This window comes from Geodermatophilus sp. SYSU D00691 (assembly GCF_054050275.1).
In genome coordinates, this window is the sequence record NZ_JBJGYZ010000046.1 from 1 (window position 1) to 17,447 (window position 17,447).

The window sequence follows — 17,447 nt, forward strand, 5'->3', positions numbered from 1 at the left end:
TCATCGATCCAGACGTAGAGTCCGGTCAGGAGGGTGTTGAGGTCTGTCGTCACAACCAGAGCCTGAGCACCCTCCGCCCTGTCTTACAGGCCTGTGCCTCTCCGGGCGTTAGGACTTACTCGTCTAGGCGTCCCAGGGGCGGGTCAGGGGCGGGGGACCGTCCAGCGGACCTCGGTGCCCGCCTGCCCGGAGGAGACGTCCAGCCGGCCGCCGCGGCGCGCGGCGCGGTCGGCGAGGTTGGCCAGCCCGCTGCGCGCGTAGACCTCCGGCAGCCCGGTCCCGTCGTCGGTGACGATCACGTGCACGTCGCCGTCGCCGTCCACGTCGGCGGCGACGGTCACCCGGTGGGCGCCGGAGTGCCGGACGACGTTGGTGACCAGCTCGCGCACGACCGCGACCAGGTCGGGCACGAGGTCGCGGGGCAGGGTGTCGAGCTCCCCGCGCAGCCGCAGGTCGCGGCGCAGCGGCCGGCCCTCGGTGATGCCGCGCACCACCTCGGCCAGCTGCCGGCGCACGGTGGCGGCCGCGTCGTCGTCCTCCTGGAGCTCGAAGATCGCCGCCCGGATCTCCGCGATGGTGGCGTCGAGCTCGTCGATGCTGCGGCCGAGCCGGGAGGCGATGCCCGGCTGGCTGGCCTCGAGCGAGCGGCTGAGCCGGTCCAGCGACAGCACGGTGGCGAAGATCCGCTGGACGACGTGGTCGTGCAGGTCGCGGGCGATCCGGTCGCGGTCGGCCTGCACCTGCAGCCGCCGCTCCCGCCGCTGGCTGCGGGCGAGCTCCATCGCCAGCGCCGCGCGGGTGACGAAGGCGACGATCGGGTGGTGCGGGCCGAGCTCGAACGGCTCGCGGCCCTTGCGGCGCATGGCGACGACCAGCCCCAGGGCCGGGGGCTGCCCGAACGGCGTCATGAAGGCCGGCCCGAGGGTCCGGGTGATCTCGACGGCCACCTCGGCGTGCCGGCCGAGCACCGGATCGCTGCTCACGTCGTCGATCGCCGTGGGGGTGCGCGACCGGTACACCTCCCCGACGTGCGTCGCGTGCAGCGGGATGCGGACGCCCTCCATGTCGGCGGCGCCGGGGCCGGACGCCGCGGCGACCCGGAGGTGGTCGTCGTCCTCGCCGGGGACCAGCACGCCGGCCAGGTCGGCCCCGGCCAGCACGCGGACCCGGTCGGCGATGTCGTGCAGCACGTCCTCCGGCTCGGCGCCCGAGAGCAGGCTCGTGGCCACCTCGGTCCCCGCCAGGAACCAGTTGCGGCCCTGCTCCGCCCGCTCGGCCGCCCGGGCGTTGCCGATCGCCAGGCCGGCCACCACGGCCAGGGCCTGCACGACCTCGACGTCGGCGGCGGTGAACGGCTCACCGCTCCGCTTCTGGGTCAGGTAGAGGTTGCCGAACACGGCGCCGCCCACGTGCACCGGGACGACCAGGAAGGGGTTGTGCGCCGGGTGCCCCGGGACGAAGCCGAGCTCGGCCGGGTCCTGGCCGAAGTCGTCCCACGTGACGACCCGCGGGGTGTCGACCAGCAGCCGCATCGCCTGACCGGTGGGCAGCCGGCGGATGCGCTCGGCCTCCTGCGGGTCGGCGCCGACGACGACCATCCGGTCCAGCCGGCGCGCGTCGGGGGTGAGGACGCCGAGGGCGCCGTACGCGGCCCCGACGTGGTCCACCGCCGTCCGGAGGACGTCGTGCAGCGTCGTCTCGAGGTGGCCGGTCGCCGCGGCCGCGAGGACGGCAGCAGGGAGGACGGGCGGCTCCGCTCCCGGGTCGGGCGCCGGGAGGTCGGGCGGGGGCACGGCCCGACGGTAGGAGACCCCCGGCGGATCCGGGAGGGGCGGGCGCGCGGTCAGGCGCCCCGTGCCAGGCGGCGGCCCGGCGGGCGTGGGACGGCCGGGCGCAGCAGGGTCTTGGTCTCCGGGCCGACGACGACCAGGTCGGCGCCGTGGGCGGCGGCGGTCAGGGCCTCGAAGACGGGCCGGTCGAGCACCGACGTGCGGGCCCGCCCGTGCACGCCGGTCTCGGCGATGGCGCGCAGCACCTGCGCCTCGACGCGCTCGAGGACGGCGGCGTGCTCGCGCCGCGACGGCCGGCCGCCGAGCGGCGCGTCCTCGTCGTCCTCGAGCACGCTGATCGCGACGACGGTCCCCTCCCGCCGGGCGGCCTCGCGAAGCGCCCAGACGAGCGCGCCGTGGCTGGCCGGCGTCCCGTCGACCTCGACGAGCAGGCGGGGGGTCTGGCGGCGGGTGATGAGCGGGCGCAACCGGAGCGGCTCCACGCGGGCGGAGGGATCGGAGGGGGCAGGCGGCTGCTCGTGCTCGGAGGGAAGCCGTCGGTCCTCGCTCATGAACCGAATCGTTCCGGCCGGTTCCGCCGGGTGACAGGGCCCAAGGGCCCAGGAGCGGACGACCCGGTCACGCTCCGGAACGGCCCGCGGGGCCCGATGCACGCGCGTCCTGACGCGGCGCGCCGTGCCGTTCACGCTGCGTCGCCGGACTCCGTGCGCATGCGGAACACCCAGCGGCTCCCCGGCCACTCGGTGACCGACCACAGCTCCTCGCCGGGGCGGGACCAGGCCAGGTCCTCCGGTCCCGGCGGCAGCACGCCCCCGCGGCGCCGCCACCGGCCGGGAGCGCCCACGTGGAGGTCCCCCGGCCGGCCCTCCCCGGTGCTCGCCGTCAGGAACCACCGCGACCCGTGGACGGCGGCCCCCTGCATCCGGACCGGCTGGTCCTCGTGGACCTCGAGCGGCGCGCAGATCCCGGACGCGTCGGTCGCCGGCAGACCGGTCCGCGGGTCGAGCGGGTAGCTCGCGAGGCGGGGGTGCGAGCCCGCCCGGCGGTACTCGCCGACCACGAGCCGCGGCCGCCCGTCCACGGTGCCGACCGACAGGAAGGAGTAGCGCAGGCGGCGCCGGCCGGCGCGCAGCGGGACCCGGAAGGCGGTGACCTGGGGGAGCACGTAGCCGTACCCGCCGCCCGGGGCGCGCAGGACGTCGCCGAGGCGGAAGACCCGCACGCCGGCCACGGTGTCGGCGACGTGCAGCAGGTCCCCGCAGACGGCGATGCCGCCCGCGTGCACCGGGACGCGACCCAGCCAGGGCGGCAGCCCCGGGAGGCGGCGCGGCACGACCAGCAGGACGTGCCGGTAGCGGGGCGCCGCCGGGGAGGAGCGGTCGACCACCGAGAGGCGGACGCCCTGGGTGCGCAGGCGCCGGCGCTTCGCGTACCAGCTCACCAGCAGCACCCGACCCGACCGCGTGGCGGCCACGCCCTGCGGCCACCAGTCGGGGTCGGACCGGTCGGCCGCGTCCCACGTGAAACCGTCCCCCGCGGCCTCGCCCGGCACCGCGCCCGGTTCCCCCGCACGGTCGAGGTCGGCGAGGACGCCGTCCAGGCCGACCCGGGGCAGCCGAGCCGCCAGCCGGTCGACCCGGCGGCCGTGGTGCCGCGTCGCGGCCAGCGTGAAGGGTGGGACGGCACGCACGGGACCCATCCTCGGGCGGCCGGTGCCGCCGCGCGCGCTCTGCGCCGCTCAGCCAGCGGGCTCGGGGGACTGCCGCCATGCTGGGAGGTCTGCGGCGGCCGGATGCGAGCGGGCGGGGCCGTGACCGAGGAGCACGGACGGCGAGGGGGCGGCGGGGATGAGGGTCACGGCGAGCCGGGCGGACGCCGCGGCGGGTGCGCGGGCACCGGCGCGGCGGTCCCTCCCGTCGGCCCTGCTCCAGGCCGTGCGGGTGCGGCAGTGGCCCAAGAACGGCCTGGTGGTGGCGGCGCCGCTGGCCGCGGGGGTGCTGTTCCGGCCCGACGTCCTCCTGGACACGGCGGTGGCCCTCGTCGCCTTCGTCCTCGCCTCGTCGGGCACCTACGTCCTCAACGACGTCGGCGACGTCGAGCGCGACCGCATCCACCCCCGCAAGCGGTACCGGGCCGTCGCCAGCGGTGACCTGCCGCTGCGGCTGGCGACGGTGGCCGGCCTGGTGCTCCTGCTCTCGGCCGTGCTGGTCCCGCTGCTCAGCGGCTACTACTCGCTGACCGCGTGCATCGCCACGTACGTCGTCCTGACCTGCCTGTACAGCCGGTGGCTCAAGCACGAGCCCGTGGTCGACCTCGCGGTCGTGGCCACCGGGTTCCTGCTCCGGGCGATGGCCGGCGGGCTCGCGGCCGGGCTCGACCTGTCCCCCTGGTTCCTCACCGTGGCGTCGTTCGGCTCGCTGTACGTCGTCGCCGGCAAGCGGTACTCCGAGCTGGTCAACCTCGGCGACGAGGGCCCGTCGATGCGGCCGTGCCTGCAGAACTACTCGGCCAGCTACCTGCGCTTCGTCTGGACGGTGGCCGCCGCCGTCCTGGTCGCGACGTACTGCCTGTGGGCCTTCGAGGTGTCGGCGGCCCACGACCCGGGGTCGTCCGCGCCCTGGCTGGCCTTCTCCGTGGCGCCGTTCGTCGTCGCGGTGCTCCGGTACACCCTGGCCATCGACCGCGGCGCCGCGGGCGAGCCCGAGGACATCGTGCTGCACGACCGCGGGCTGCAGGTCATCGGGCTGGTGTGGCTGGTCGTCTTCACCGTCGGTGCGCTCGGTGTCTGACCGCGCCCCGAGCGGCGCGGCGGGCGGCGGTCGGCAGCTGCTCGCCGGCTGGGGCGGGACGGCGCCGACGGCGGCGCGGGTCGTGCCCGTGGGGGCCGACGACGCCGCGGTGGCCGTCGCCACGGCCGGGGACCCGCGCGGCGTCGTCGTCCGCGGCCTCGGGCGCAGCTACGGCGACGCGGCGCAGAACGCGGGCGGCACGGTGCTCGACCTCACGCCGCTCGACGCGGTCCGTGCGCTCGACGCCGAGCGCGGGGTGTTCGAGTGCGACGCCGGGATCAGCCTGGACCGGCTCATGCGCCTGGTGCTGCCGTTCGGCTGGTTCCCCCCGGTGACGCCGGGCACCCGCTTCGTGACGGTCGGGGGAGCCCTCGCCGCGGACATCCACGGCAAGAACCACCACCGGGAGGGCGCCTTCGCCCAGCACGTGCGCTGGGCCGACCTGCTGACCGCCGACGGGCAGGTGCGGCGCGTCGGCCCCGAGCAGGACCCCGCGGCGTTCTGGGCCACCGCCGGCGGGATGGGGCTGACCGGCGTCGTCCTCCGGGCGTCGATCCGGCTGCTACCTGTCGAGACGGCGTACATGTCGGTCGACACCGAGCGCGCCGTCGACCTCGACGACCTCTTCGCCCGCCTGGCCGCCACCGACCACCGGTACCGCTACTCGGTGGCGTGGATCGACCTGCTGGCCCGCGGGTCCGCGCTCGGCCGGGCGGTGCTCACCCGCGGCGACCACGCCCCGCGCGCGGCGCTCGGGCAGCGGCACCGGGCGGATCCGCTGCGCTTCGCGCCCCGGCCGGTCGCCACGGTGCCCGGCGTGGTGCCCGGCGGGCTGCTGCGCCGCAGCACCGTCCGGGCGTTCAACGAGCTCTGGTACCGCCGGGCGCCCCGGGAGCGCCGCGGCGAGGTCCAGCCGCTGGCCACCTTCTTCCACCCGCTGGACGGCCTGCTGCGCTGGAACCGCGTGTACGGGCCGGACGGGTTCCTGCAGTACCAGTTCGTCGTCCCCTTCGGGCAGGAGGACGTCGTCCGGTCGGTCGTCGAGGAGCTCAGCGCGGCGGGCGCGCCCTCGTTCCTCGCGGTGCTCAAGCGGTTCGGTCCCGCCGATCCGGGGCCCCTGTCGTTCCCGCTGCCCGGCTGGACCCTCGCGCTGGACGTGCCCACCCGCACGCCCGGCCTCGCCCCGCTGCTCGACCGCTTCGACGAGCTGGTCGCCGCGGCCGGGGGCCGGGTGTACCTGGCGAAGGACTCGCGGCTGCGGCCGGAGGTGCTGCCGCAGATGTACCCCCGGCTGGACGAGTGGCGGGCCGGCCGGGACCGCCTCGACCCGGGGCACGCGTTCTCCTCCGACCTCGCGCGGAGGCTGGGCCTGTGATCAACGCCGTCGGCTCCCCGCAGTCGCTGCTCCTGCTCGGCGGCACGTCGGAGATCGGGCTCGCCGTCGCCGACCGGCTGGTGCGCGACCGCACCCGGCGGGTCGTGCTGGCCGGCCGCGACCCCGTCGCGCTGCGGGCGGCGGGGGAGCGGCTGCGCGCGGCGGCGGCGCCCGCGGCGCTGGACGTCACCGTGCTGGAGTTCGAGGCGCACGACCGGGCGTCCCACGCCGCCGTCGTCGAGCAGGCCTTCGCCGGGGGCGACGTCGACCTGGCGCTGCTCGCCGTCGGCGTGCTCGGCGACCAGCAGCGCGCCGAGCGGGACGCCGACCACGCCGTCGACGTCGTCACCGTGAATTTCACGGCGGCCGTCTCGCTGGTGATCCCGCTGGTCAAGGCCCTGCAGGGGCAGGGGCACGGGGTGCTCGCCGTCCTCTCCAGCGTCGCCGCCGAGCGGCCGCGGCGGTCCAACTTCGTCTACGGTTCGGCGAAGGCTGGACTGGACGCGTTCGCCGCTGGGCTCGGCGACGCACTGCACGGGTCGGGGGTGCACGTGCTCGTCGTCCGGCCCGGGTTCGTCCGGACGCGGATGACCGCGCACCTGCCGCCCGCGCCGATGAGCACGACTCCGGAGGCGGTCGCGGCGGCAGTCCTCGCCGGGGTCCGCTGGCGCAAGGACACCGTCTGGGTGCCCGGGCGGCTCCGCCTGGTCATGAGCGCGCTGCGGCACCTGCCGCGCTCCGTCTTCCGCCGGCTCCCCCTGTGACCGCGGAGCAGCCGGAGGAGGGGCGGGGCCGGGCGCTGGGCAGGGAGGCGTCCGGGTTCGCGCTGGTCGGCGCGTTCGGCCTCGCCGTCGACATCGGCGGCTACAACGCGCTGGTGCACCTGGGCGGGGACGGCCCGCTGGACGGCCAGCCCCTGCTCGCCAAGACGATCTCGCTCGTCGCGGGCACCAGCGTCGCGTACTTCGGCAACCGGTTCTGGACCTACCGCGACCGGCCCCGCGGCCGCATGGCGGTGGAGTACACGCTGTACATGGCGCTGAGCGCCGTCGCGCTCGGGCTGTCCCTGGTCTGCCTCGCGGTGTCGCGCTACGTCCTGGGGCTCACCAGCGCGGTGGCCGACAACGTCTCCGCCAACGTCGTCGGGCTCGCTCTCGGCAGCCTCTTCCGCTTCCTCACCTACCGGCGCTTCGTCTTCCCCGAGGACCCGTCGCCGGGGCCGGCGAGGTCCCCGCGACGCCGGCGGCGGGCCGGCGTCCCGGCCGGCTCAGGTCGGTGAGGTGCCGGGGCGGCGGCGCAGCCGCCCCGGGACGTCGGCCCAGCGACGGCGGGCGTCCGCCGCGTCGGCCTCTGCCTCGGGCTCGCTGACCGGCGCCCGGCGGAACTGCCCGGTCCCCCAGCCGGCGAGACCGACGGCGATGGCCGCGATCAGCACCCCGGCGATGTCGTCGACGACGTAGTGCCAGCCGAAGTAGACGGTGGCGAGGACCGTCAACCCGAAGAAGACCCACATCAGCGAGCGCACCGCCCGCGACATCAGCACGAACTGCGCGATCAGCGCCGCGGTCAGGATGATCGACACGTGCAGCGACGCGAAGGCGGCGATGCTCTGCACCCGGTCGGTCGCCTCCGGGTCGGTGACGACGATCGAGCGGGACACCAGCAGGCTCTCCTGCAGAGCCGACGTGCCCGTCTCCGGCAGCATCGAGAACAGGCCGGGCTGGGCGTACACGGGCCCCATCGACGGGAGCAGGTAGTAGCTGGCGGTGCCGAGCGACCAGTTGAGGCAGAGCGCGGTGACGTACCAGCTGGCCTCGCGGGAGCGGCCCCGGGTCACCAGGGCCAGCCCCAGCGAGGCGGGCACGAACACCAGGAACGCGAGGTAGACCCAGGACAGGACGTGCGCGGCCACGCCGGTGCCGAGGACGTCGTGCAGGTACTGCGCCGGCGGGACGTCGCCGAGGAAGGCGCTGTCGAGGGCCCGCAGCTCGTCGTCCACCAGGTTCGGCCGCAGCAGCGGCAGGTAGTGCTTGAGGTTCCGGTAGGCGACGTAGGTGCCGTAGAAGGCGGCGAGGCCGATCAGCACCGGGCGCAGCCGCCGCCAGGGCCAGCGCTCGCGCCAGATCTCCACCGCCGCGAGCCGCAGCCCGCGCAGCGAGCGCGTCCGCCGGAGCGCCCGCGGCAGCACGTCGGCGGCGAGCAGCAGTCCCGCGATCAGCGGCAGGCGGACGTAGGTGGGGCCCAGGAACCCGTCGGGGTCGCGCAGCGGCAGCCCCAGCACCAGGGCGCAGACCACGGCGACGGTCCCCGTGGCGAGAGCGACCGCGACGGCCAGGGCGTAGGCGCGATCGCGGACTTCTCGCTCGGCAGCCTCGCTCATCCCTCGCTATCTTCACTGAATCGGAGCCCGCTAGCACGTCGTCCCCGACCCGCCGGCCAACACTGGATGAACTCGGAGGGTCGTGAGGACGATCACCGTACCGCCCGAGGCGGCCGCATCTCCCCGGGCACGCGAGGGGACGACGCGGTCGAGCGCGGGCTGGGCCGTGGCCGGGGTGGGCGCCGCGGTGCACCTGGCACTGTGCTGGCTGTTCCGCGGCTTCCTCACCGACGACGCGTGGATCTCCGTCCGCTACGCGGAGAACCTCGCCACGGGGGCGGGGTTCGGGTGGAACCCGGACGGGCCCCCCGTCGAGGGGTTCAGCAACCCGCTGCTCGTCGCGATCGAGGCGCTCGCCCACCTCGTGGGCTGGTCGGCACCCGGCGCGGCCCGCCTGCTCGGCGTGGTCAGCGGCGTGGCCTGCGTGGCCCTCGTCTACGCCGCCGGCCGGGCCGTGGTCGGCGAGCGCGCCGCGCGGATCGCCGCGCTGCTGACGGGGTGCAGCGCGCCCTTCGCCTTCTGGGCCGTCGGCGGCCTGGAGACGCTCCTCGTCGCGCTCGCCCTCACCGCGGGCACGCTCCTGGTGGCCCGGCCCGACGGCGGCCGGCCGGCGCTCGCCGCCGCGGCGTTCGCGGTGCTGCCCTGGCTGCGCCCCGAGGGGCTGGTGATCGCCGGGGCGGTGGTGGCACTTGGCGAGCTCCCGGGGTTGTTGCGGTCACCGACCCGCCGGCGCGCGGTGCGGCGGCTGCTCGTGCTCGGCGGTGTGCCCCTGGCCTCGCAGGCCGTGCTCGAGCTCGTCCGCCTGGGCGTGTACGGGCACCTGCTGCCGAACTCGGTGCTCTACAAGTCGGGAGCCGGGGACGGCACCACCGTGCTCACCAAGTTCCTCGAGGAGGCCTGGCCGGCCCTGGCGCTGGCCGCGGCCGGCGCGCTGCTGCTGCGCGGGCGCGGGCGGCTGCTGGCGGTGCCGCCGGTCGTCTACGCGGCCGGGTCGATCGGCACGCTGGACAGCGCCAACGCCTACAGCCGCTTCTTCATGCCGGTGTGGCCGCTGGTGGCGCTGCTGGCCGCGGTCGTCGTCGGGTTCGTCGTCGCGCGGCTCGCGCGCCGCGGTGGCCGGTTCTGGGCGGTGGCGCTGCCCGCCGTCGCCGCCGCCGGGCTGCTGGTGGTGCCGCCGGCCGACGTCCGCAGCGTCCAGGCCACGCAGCAGGCCTACCTGGACTGCCGGGTCGCCGCCCGGGAGTCGGTGCTCGGCTGGCTGCGCACGACGCCGGAGGACACCACCTTCGCCATCTCGGACGCCGGACTGGTGCCGGCCCGCGCAGGAGGGCGGACCGTGATCGACAGCTTCTTCCTCAACGAGCCGCTCATCCAGGAGACCGGCCGGCTCCCGGTCCGGGTGCGCGCCGACCTCGTGCACCGCCGCGCGCCCGACGTGCTGGTGCTGGCCAGCCGCGACGACCGCCGGTTCGAGGGCTACTACCCGACCGACCGGGCGATCCACGACCACCCCGGCATGGCCGACTTCCGCCTCGCGCACGTGGCGCAGGGGCAGGAGCCCTGCGGCTACACCCTCATGGTGTTCCAGCGGTGATCGCGGAGATGCGGACGCTGCCCAACGTCCTCACCTGCCTGCGCCTGCTCACGGTGCCCTTCCTCGGGGTGGTGCTCGTCTCCGGGGGAGGCACCCCGGCGGGCCGGTGGACGGCGCTCGCGCTGTTCGTGGCCGCCGCGCTCACCGACCTCGCCGACGGCTGGCTCGCCCGTCGTCGCGACCAGTGCACCGCCTTCGGCGCCCTCGCCGACCCCATCGCGGACAAGGCGCTGGTGGCGACGGCGCTGGTCTGCCTGTCCGCCCGCGGGCTGGTGCCCTGGTGGGCGACCGCGGTGGTCCTCGCCCGCGAGGCGGCCGTGACGCTGCTGCGCATGTCCGTCCTCTCCCACGGCGTCATCCCGGCCAGCCGCGGCGGCAAGGTGAAGACGGTGGCCCAGACGGCGCTGATCGTGCTCGCCCTGGCCGCGCCCGGGTGGACGGCGCTGCTGTCGGTCGTCGTGGTGGGCACGGTGGTCTGGACCGTCGTCACCGGCCTGGACTACGCCGTCAAGGCGGGCGCCCTGACGCGGTCCACGGCGTCCCGCCTGCCGGTGGCGTCCGGCCCGGGTCCGGTGCTCCCCGGCGACGTCAGCAGGCCGGACGCGGCGCCAGCTGCCGGGTGAGGTCGCGGCGCAGCCACACCGGGCTGCCGCACACCTCCGCGACCACGCGGTACTCCTGGTCGAGGAGGGCGCGCAGCCGCCCGCCGTCGTCGATGCCCCAGGCGTTCAGACCGGTGACCTCGACGACCCACGCCGGCGCCTGCGGGCCGGCGAGCGTCGCCCGGAGCCGGGACTGGTCCGGGTCGAGGGTGCGCATGGGCACGCTCCACAGGTAGGGGTAGGGCGAGGACAGGTCGGCGGTCTCCAGGACCGAGGGCAGCCCGTAGGCGACGAAGCCGGTGTCGCCGGCCTCCCGCGACGCGGCGAGCCACTCGCCGATCCGCCGGCCGGGTCCGGCCGGGTCGGTCGCCGGGACGGCGGTCGTGACGACGGTGCCCACGACCGCGGCGGCCACGACCGCCCCGCCCGCCCCGCGCATCCACGCGCCCGGGCGGGACGGCGAGGGGGCCAGCAGGCCGGCCGCGAGGACCGCGGCCGGGGCGAGCTGGAGCAGGTAGGGCGGCCAGAAGCTGCCGCCGGCCGCGATCGCGGCGAGGCCGAACACCAGCAGGGCGGTCACCGTGCCGGCCGCGGGCAGCCCCCGCCGGGTGCGGACCGCGGCGAACCACGTGAGGACGACCGGGAGCAGACCGGTGGCCAGGCCCAGCACGAGGAGCAGCCCGGCCCTCCTGATCGACGCGTCGGGCTCGTCCGACCAGATGACGTCGAACGCGGCGCCGCGGAAGCCGACCAGGTCGCGCCAGGCCGCGGCCGCGTCGATCCCCGCCGCCGCCAGCCACAGCCACCCCGCCGCCACGACGAGCCCGGCACCGAGGGCGGCCGCCGCCCCGAACCGGACGGCGCGTGCCCGCGCGGCACCGCCGGCGCGCCAGCAGGCGGCGACGACCAGGCCGGTGAGGAAGAGCAGGCCCTCGAGCAGGTTCTGCTTGACCAGCGGCGCCGCGGCCGCGACCGCCCCGGCGGCCAGCGCCCACGACGGCCGGGACCGGTGCCCGGCGTGCCAGGCCGTGAGCGCCAGCGCGAGGGACCCCATGACCAGCGCCGCTCCGAACAGCTCGCCGTCGGCCTGGTCGGCGGCCAGTCCCGGCGAGCACACCACCCCGGCCGCGACGACGGCCGCCCAGCGCCCGCCGGACGCACCGCCGAGCAGGTGGCCGGCCCGCCAGCCGGCGAGGACGAACGCGACGACGAACGGGATCGCGAGCACGCGCACGGCCTGGTCCCACTCCACCAGCGCGGCGACGCGGAAGATCAGGAGGAGCAGCGGCGGGCGGTCGACGAAGTGGTCGCCGTACAGGAACTCCCCGCCCGTGTGCCACCGCCGGGCGACGAGCAGGTAGCCGCCCTCGTCGTTGCGCAGCGGGCGGGGCACGTAGAGCGCGCGGACGGCGACCACGGCGAGGCAGAGCGGGACGAGGAAGCGCCGCCGCGGGCCGGCGGGCCCGCGCCTGGCCGGCTCGACGTCCCGGGTCGACGAGGCCACGCGCCATTCAACCGCCCGAGGGCGCCGGGTGTGCGCAGGATCACTCCGGCGGTAGGGTCCGGTCGTGGCAGCCCTGGTGGCCGCGGCGGTGGTCGCGGCCCTGCACATGGCGTACCTGGGCTACATGGTGTTCGGGGGCTTCCTGGCCCTGCACCGGTTCGCGTGGATCTGGCCGAGCGTCATCTCGACCCTCTACTCGGTGTACGTCACCGTGACGGACTTCCGCTGCCCGGTCACCGCCATCGAGAAGTGGCTGCTGGAGCAGGGCGGGCGGACGCCGTACGAGGGCAGCTTCACCGCGCACTACCTGCGCGACACCCTCTACCCGGCGCAGTACGAGAACGCGGTCTGGCTGACCGGCATGGGCATCGCGGTGTTCTCCTACGTCCTCGTCCTGACGCGGCGCCGGCGGCACGTCCTGGCCGGCCAGAGCGCCTGACGCGTCCGGGGACGACGACGCCCCGGGCACCTCGGGGAGGTGCGCGGGGCGTCGGTGCGAGCGGGTGAGGGTGTGTGAATTCAGGACATCGTGCACACCTGTCTCGGGACATCGTTCACACCCTGACGTGAGGGGTGTGCGATGGGGATGCCGGAGCTGGTGGTCACCGCGGTCCTGGTCGAGGGGCGCACCAAGGCTGAGGTCGCGCGGGACTACGGCGTCTGCCGCCGCTGGGTGATCACCCTCGTCCAGCGCTACCTCGCCGAGGGCGAGGCCGGGCTGCGACCCCGCTCCCGGCGGCCGCACACGAGCCCCCACCGGACCACCGACGAGCTCGAGGACGAGATCGTCGCCATCCGCAAGGACCTCGACCGCAACGGGCACGAGGCCGGCGCGGCCACCATCGCCGCCCACCTGGAACGCCGGCACGGCACCAGCCCCGCGGTCTCCACCATCTGGCGGATCCTCACCGCCCGCGGCTTCGTCACCCCCCAGCCGCACAAACGACCCAAGAGCTCCTACCTCCGCTTCGCAGCGGTGCAGCCCAACGAACGCTGGCAGGCCGACATCACCCACTGGCCGCTGGCCGACGGCACCGACATCGAGATCTGCAACTGGCTCGACGACCCCTCCCGCTTCTGCCTGGCCTCCACCGCCGCCGCGGTGTTCACCGCCGGCGCCATCGACCGGCTCTACCGCCGCATCGCCGCCGACCACGGCGACCCGGCCGGGGTGCTCACCGACAACGGCGCGGTGTTCACCGGCCGCTTCCGCGGCGGTGGCCGGGTCGCCCTCGAGGTCACCCTGCACGCCCGCGGCGTGGTCTTCGCCCACTCCCGGCCCTACCACCCGCAGACCTGCGGCAAGGTCGAACGCTTCCACCAGACCCTCAAGAAATGGCTGGCCACCCAGCCCGCCGCGGCCACCCTCCCCGACCTGCAGACCCAGCTCGACGCCTTCACCGGCTACTACAACACCGTCCGGCCGCACCGCGCGCTACGCCGACACACCCCGGCCGAGGCCTACACCGCCCGCCCGAAAGCCAGCGCCTCCGGCATCCCGTTCGTCGACGGCCACTACCGCGTCCGCCACGACAAGATCTACAGCAACGGCAAACTCACCCTGCGGCACAACAGCCGACTGCACCACCTCGGCCTCGGCCGCCGCCACGCCGGCACTACCGTCCTCGTCCTCGTGCACGACCTACACGTCCGCGTGCTCAGCACCAGCGGAGCACTCCTGCGAGACCTGACCCTCGACCCGACCCGGGACTACCAACCACAGGCCCGAACGTGAACGATGTCGCGGGACACCTGTGAACGGTGTCCCGCGACATCGCAGTGCGAGCGGGTGAGGGGAATCGAACCCCCACTGTCAGCTTGGGAAGCTGATGTTCTGCCATTGAACTACACCCGCAGGTGACGCCGAGAGTACCCGGCAGCGGGCGGGCAGCGGCACCCACCCACCCCTGGAGCTACCGCCGCATCTCGGCGAGGAAGCCGGTCGCCTCCGAGCGCAGCCGCTCCGCCATGGCCGAGCGCCCGGTGGTGTCGGTCCCGTCCGGGCCCAGGGACGCCGACCCGTCGACCGCCGCGGCGATGCCGTCGACCAGGCCGTCCGTCTCGCCGACCGTCGTCCCGACGGTGCTCATCGCCGTGGCGACGTCGTCCAGGTCGCGACGCCTCGACCGCCGCCCGGCCGTCGGGGTGCCGGCGCTCCTCGGCGAGCAACTGCTCGTAGACCGGCCGCACCCGTGCAATGGCGGATCAGGTTGTGCGGCCTCGGCGATGGCCACCCAGGGCTGCGCCGGGGCGGAGAACGCCGCAGCCCCGGCCGCCACCGCGGCCGCCACGAGGACGACCGCCTTCCCCCGCGTGCCGAACATCGAGCTCCCTCCGCGACGCGTCGCCCCCGGCCGTTCCAGGGGGCGGCAGCCTGCGGGCGCAGGGCAGACGTCGTCCCGGTCGCCAACGCCAGGCCTCCGGGGCGCGTTGAGGGCCGTGGCCGCAGGTTCGCTCGATCCGGTGACGACCGGCGGCGGTCGGGCCGCCGGGACGGGCGTGGGAGACTCCGCGCCATGCTGCTGTCCGACCGCGACATCACCGCCGCGATCGCCGAGGGCCGGCTCGGCATCGACCCCTACGACAAGGCGATGGTGCAGCCGTCCAGCATCGACGTCCGCCTCGACCGGTTCTTCCGGGTGTTCAACAACGCCCGGTACACCCACATCGACCCGGCGGAGCAGCAGGATGACCTGACCACGCTGGTCGAGCCGGAGGGCGACGACCCGTTCGTGCTGCACCCCGGAGAATTCGTGCTGGGTTCCACCCTGGAGGTCGTGAGCATCCCCGACGACCTGGCCGGCCGGCTGGAAGGAAAGAGCTCGTTGGGGCGCCTCGGGCTGCTCACCCACTCGACCGCCGGCTTCGTGGACCCCGGCTTCTCCGGGCACATCACCCTCGAGCTGTCGAACGTCGCGAACCTGCCGATCACGCTGTGGCCGGGCATGAAGATCGGCCAGCTGTGCCTGTTCCGGCTGACCTCGCCGTCCGAGCACCCGTACGGGTCGCCGGTCTACGGCTCCCGGTACCAGGACCAGCGCGGTCCCACGCCGTCGCGGTCGTTCCGCAACTTCACCCGCGCCGAGACGCGTCGTCCGGCTCCCTGAGGTGCACCGGCGACTCGGCGCCGGCCACCTCGATGCACTCCTCCTGCCGGCCGGCCGGTGACCAGCCGGGGACGCGGGTCTCCACCTCGTCGTCCACGTAGCGCTGCCGGGTCACCACCCAGCCGGCGGCGCCGAGCAGGGCCACGCCCACGAAGGCCAGCACGAACATGCCGGTGTAGCCGCCGGTGAGCCCGCGCAGCACGCCGACCAGCAGCGGCCCGGCGCCGGAGAGCAGGTAGCCCCAGCCCTGCGTCACCGTCGAGAGCGCGGCCGTGGTCTCCGGGGTGCGGGCGCGCAGGCCGATGAGCGTCAGCGCCATCGGGAAGGTGGCCAGGCCCAGCGCCAGGACCAGCATCCAGAGCAGGGCGGCCGCCCGCGGCGCGACCCACAGCCCGGTCCAGCCGACGACGTAGCAGGCGAGGAAGAGGGCCAGCAGCGGCCGCTGCAGCCGCGGCCGGACGGTCAGCACCGGCACGATGCCGTTGAGCGGGATGGTGATCACGGTGTTGATCGCCAGCAGCAGCCCCGCCGTGGCAGCCGGCAGCCCGCTGTCCCGCAGGTACTGCGGGATCCAGCCGATGATCACGTAGGCCTGCATGGCCTGGACGCCGAAGAACAGCGCCATCGCCACGGCCAGCGGGCTGCGGACCAGCGGCCGCATCCGCACCCGCGTGTGCGAGCCGCGGGAGGCGCCCGGCCGGGGCGGCACGAACAGCCAGGGGACGGCGGAGACCACCGCGAGCACCGCCCACATGCCGAGCGCCCAGCGCCAGCCGTCCTCGGCCCCGACGGAGGCGACCACCTGCTGGGGGAGCAGGGCCGCCAGCCCGCCGCCGAGGCTGAGCGCGGCGCCGTACGCGCCGACCAGCAGGCCGGTGCGGGTGGGGAAGTACCGCTTCACCAGGCTCGGCAGCAGCACGTTGCCGAGCGCGCCGCCGGCCATGGCCAGCACGGTGCCGACCAGGAAGAGCGCGAAGTCGTCGACGACGGCGCGCAGCACGAGGCCCGCGGCCATCGTGAGCAGGCCGCCGGCGAGCACGTGCGAGTCGCGGAAGCGGGCCGACAGCGGCGGGCCGGCGAAGCCGAGCAGCGCGAAGCAGACCACGGGCATCGTGGTGATCACGCCGGCCGCGGCGCTGGAGATGCCGAGCCCCTGCTCGATCTCCTCGAGCACCGGGCCGACGCTGTTGACCGCCGTCCGCAGGTTCAGGCCGGTCATCACGATGGCGACGGCGATGAGCAGGAGGCCGCGCTGCCGGCTGGTCCCGGGTGCTGCTGACGTGGGGGCCGGGGCGGTGGAGCTCACCGGAGGATCTTCCTCCTCCCGACGGGCCGCTCCGGCGGCGGGCTCAGCTCACGCGGTCCAGGTGCGGCACGACCCGCGGCATGCGCCGCCACAGCGCCTTCTGCGCCAGCAGGGTCGCCGTCGCGGCGACCAGGATGCCGGCGAGGTTGATGCCGAGCTGGGTGGCCGCGCGCGCGAACTCCGCGCCGCCGCCCAGCGCGAGGCTGATCGCCATGTCCGCCGCCGCGGGCACGGTGGTGACGGAGATGAAGACGCCCACCAGCGCCCCGCTCTTGGCCGAGGTGAGGGAGAGCACGCCGGCGATCCCGGCGAGCACCGCGACGACGACCGACCAGCGGTCGGGGGCGGTGATGAACCCGGTCTCCGGCCGGTCCTGGGTGAGGACCTCGGTGCCGAACCAGCCCAGCGCCCGGCCGGCGAGCACGGCGAGCGCGGTGACCGTGATGGCCACGGCGAAGCCGACCAGCAGCGAGACGGCGGCCCGCCGGGCGATCGACCGCCGGCCGTGCACGACGGCGACGGCCAGCGCGGCCAGCGGGCCGAACTCGGGGCCGAGCACCATCGCGCCGATCGTGAGGATCGCCGAGTCGTTGATGATCGCCACGGCCGCCAGCAGCGTGGCGATGGTCAGGAACGCCAGGTAGGAGACCGAGAGCGCGGAGTCGGCGTCGGTCGTCCGCACCACCTGCTCCCAGACGACGGCGTCCGAGCCCTCGCCGGGCGCGGCCTCCTCGGCCTCCTCCGCCCGGCGGGAGACCGCCGCGTCGACCGCCTCCATGGTGATGCCGCCGTCGCGGTCGATCCCCAGCTCGCGCAGGGCGGTGACGAGCGCGTCCGCCGACTCGCGGGCGACGTCGGCCATGACCAGGTCGCCCGCCGGGGACTCGGCGGCGCCGGGGAGGACCGCCAGGTGCGCGGTGCCCGGCGAGCGCGCGAACAGCTCGCGCACGTCGGCGGTCCGGTCGGGGGGCACGGTGACCCGCAGGTGCAGCAGCACGCG

The 17,447-nt window shown here is 75.6% G+C and carries 17 protein-coding genes and 1 tRNA gene; 9 read left to right on the forward strand and 9 right to left on the reverse strand.

Features of this window, described 5'->3' with window-relative positions; genetic code table 11:
• Positions 1–143 precede the first annotated feature (143 nt).
• The 3 genes from ACI797_RS24800 to ACI797_RS24810 all read right to left on the reverse strand — a co-directional run bounded on the left by ACI797_RS24800 (position 144) and on the right by ACI797_RS24810 (position 3,480).
• Entirely contained in the window at positions 144–1,793 is a 1,650-nt protein-coding gene (locus ACI797_RS24800) for a GAF domain-containing protein (protein ID WP_456862418.1), read from the reverse strand.
• 50 nt (positions 1,794–1,843) lie between these two features.
• The gene (locus ACI797_RS24805; protein ID WP_456862420.1) at positions 1,844–2,341 is read right to left on the reverse strand and encodes a universal stress protein; all 498 of its coding nucleotides are present in this window, start codon (positions 2,339–2,341) and stop codon (positions 1,844–1,846) included.
• A 131-nt stretch (positions 2,342–2,472) separates the two neighbouring features.
• Positions 2,473–3,480, reverse strand: coding sequence for a hypothetical protein (locus ACI797_RS24810; RefSeq protein WP_456862422.1), 1,008 nt, complete (start codon positions 3,478–3,480; stop codon positions 2,473–2,475).
• 157 nt (positions 3,481–3,637) lie between these two features.
• Between ACI797_RS24810 and ACI797_RS24815 the strand changes: the two genes are divergently transcribed.
• The 4 genes from ACI797_RS24815 to ACI797_RS24830 are packed head-to-tail and all read left to right on the forward strand — an operon-like array spanning position 3,638 to position 7,233.
• Positions 3,638–4,579, forward strand: a complete 942-nt coding sequence (locus ACI797_RS24815; protein ID WP_456862423.1) for a decaprenyl-phosphate phosphoribosyltransferase — start codon at positions 3,638–3,640, stop codon at positions 4,577–4,579.
• A complete protein-coding gene (locus ACI797_RS24820; RefSeq protein WP_456862424.1) occupies positions 4,572–5,954 on the forward strand; it encodes an FAD-binding protein in 1,383 nt (460 codons plus the stop codon). Before ACI797_RS24815 ends, ACI797_RS24820 begins: the two co-directional genes overlap by 8 nt.
• The gene (locus ACI797_RS24825) at positions 5,951–6,718 is read left to right on the forward strand and encodes a decaprenylphospho-beta-D-erythro-pentofuranosid-2-ulose 2-reductase (RefSeq protein WP_456862425.1); all 768 of its coding nucleotides are present in this window, start codon (positions 5,951–5,953) and stop codon (positions 6,716–6,718) included. The genes ACI797_RS24820 and ACI797_RS24825 overlap by 4 nt, the downstream gene beginning before the upstream one ends.
• The gene (locus ACI797_RS24830) at positions 6,715–7,233 is read left to right on the forward strand and encodes a GtrA family protein (RefSeq protein ID WP_456862426.1); all 519 of its coding nucleotides are present in this window, start codon (positions 6,715–6,717) and stop codon (positions 7,231–7,233) included. Before ACI797_RS24825 ends, ACI797_RS24830 begins: the two co-directional genes overlap by 4 nt.
• Here the strand turns inward: ACI797_RS24830 and ACI797_RS24835 are convergent.
• Positions 7,222–8,334 (reverse strand): phosphatase PAP2 family protein, encoded by a 1,113-nt coding sequence (locus tag ACI797_RS24835; protein WP_456862428.1) that lies wholly within the window; start codon positions 8,332–8,334, stop codon positions 7,222–7,224. The genes ACI797_RS24830 and ACI797_RS24835 overlap by 12 nt on opposite strands.
• Before the next feature lie 82 nt (positions 8,335–8,416).
• Between ACI797_RS24835 and ACI797_RS24840 the strand changes: the two genes are divergently transcribed.
• Both ACI797_RS24840 and pgsA read left to right on the forward strand, forming a co-directional pair.
• Positions 8,417–9,928: a hypothetical protein gene (locus tag ACI797_RS24840; RefSeq protein ID WP_456862429.1), complete on the forward strand. Its 1,512-nt coding sequence runs from the start codon at positions 8,417–8,419 to the stop codon at positions 9,926–9,928.
• The gene (gene pgsA / locus ACI797_RS24845) at positions 9,925–10,551 is read left to right on the forward strand and encodes a CDP-diacylglycerol--glycerol-3-phosphate 3-phosphatidyltransferase (protein WP_456862430.1); all 627 of its coding nucleotides are present in this window, start codon (positions 9,925–9,927) and stop codon (positions 10,549–10,551) included. The genes ACI797_RS24840 and pgsA overlap by 4 nt, the downstream gene beginning before the upstream one ends.
• On the opposite strand, the gene ACI797_RS24850 is transcribed toward pgsA, so the two are convergent.
• Positions 10,517–12,034, reverse strand: coding sequence for a hypothetical protein (locus ACI797_RS24850; RefSeq protein ID WP_456862431.1), 1,518 nt, complete (start codon positions 12,032–12,034; stop codon positions 10,517–10,519). The genes pgsA and ACI797_RS24850 overlap by 35 nt on opposite strands.
• Before the next feature lie 64 nt (positions 12,035–12,098).
• Here ACI797_RS24850 and ACI797_RS24855 point away from each other — a divergent pair, with 64 nt between their 5' ends.
• Both ACI797_RS24855 and ACI797_RS24860 read left to right on the forward strand, forming a co-directional pair.
• Positions 12,099–12,473: a DUF2784 domain-containing protein gene (locus tag ACI797_RS24855; RefSeq protein ID WP_456862433.1), complete on the forward strand. Its 375-nt coding sequence runs from the start codon at positions 12,099–12,101 to the stop codon at positions 12,471–12,473.
• A gap of 141 nt (positions 12,474–12,614) precedes the next feature.
• Complete coding sequence (locus ACI797_RS24860) at positions 12,615–13,769, forward strand: IS481 family transposase (RefSeq protein ID WP_456862435.1); 1,155 nt, start codon at positions 12,615–12,617, stop codon at positions 13,767–13,769.
• Positions 13,770–13,818: 49 nt separating this feature from the next.
• On the opposite strand, the gene ACI797_RS24865 is transcribed toward ACI797_RS24860, so the two are convergent.
• Both ACI797_RS24865 and ACI797_RS24870 read right to left on the reverse strand, forming a co-directional pair.
• A tRNA-Gly gene (locus tag ACI797_RS24865) sits at positions 13,819–13,889 on the reverse strand.
• Positions 13,890–13,947: 58 nt separating this feature from the next.
• Entirely contained in the window at positions 13,948–14,358 is a 411-nt protein-coding gene (locus ACI797_RS24870) for a hypothetical protein (protein ID WP_456862437.1), read from the reverse strand.
• A 192-nt stretch (positions 14,359–14,550) separates the two neighbouring features.
• Here ACI797_RS24870 and dcd point away from each other — a divergent pair, with 192 nt between their 5' ends.
• A complete protein-coding gene (gene dcd, locus ACI797_RS24875) occupies positions 14,551–15,141 on the forward strand; it encodes a dCTP deaminase (RefSeq protein WP_456540396.1) in 591 nt (196 codons plus the stop codon).
• On the opposite strand, the gene ACI797_RS24880 is transcribed toward dcd, so the two are convergent.
• The gene (locus ACI797_RS24880) at positions 15,107–16,447 is read right to left on the reverse strand and encodes a CynX/NimT family MFS transporter (protein WP_456862438.1); all 1,341 of its coding nucleotides are present in this window, start codon (positions 16,445–16,447) and stop codon (positions 15,107–15,109) included. The genes dcd and ACI797_RS24880 overlap by 35 nt on opposite strands.
• A 43-nt stretch (positions 16,448–16,490) precedes the next feature.
• Positions 16,491–17,444: a DUF389 domain-containing protein gene (locus ACI797_RS24885; RefSeq protein ID WP_456862440.1), complete on the reverse strand. Its 954-nt coding sequence runs from the start codon at positions 17,442–17,444 to the stop codon at positions 16,491–16,493.
• Positions 17,445–17,447 lie beyond the last annotated feature (3 nt).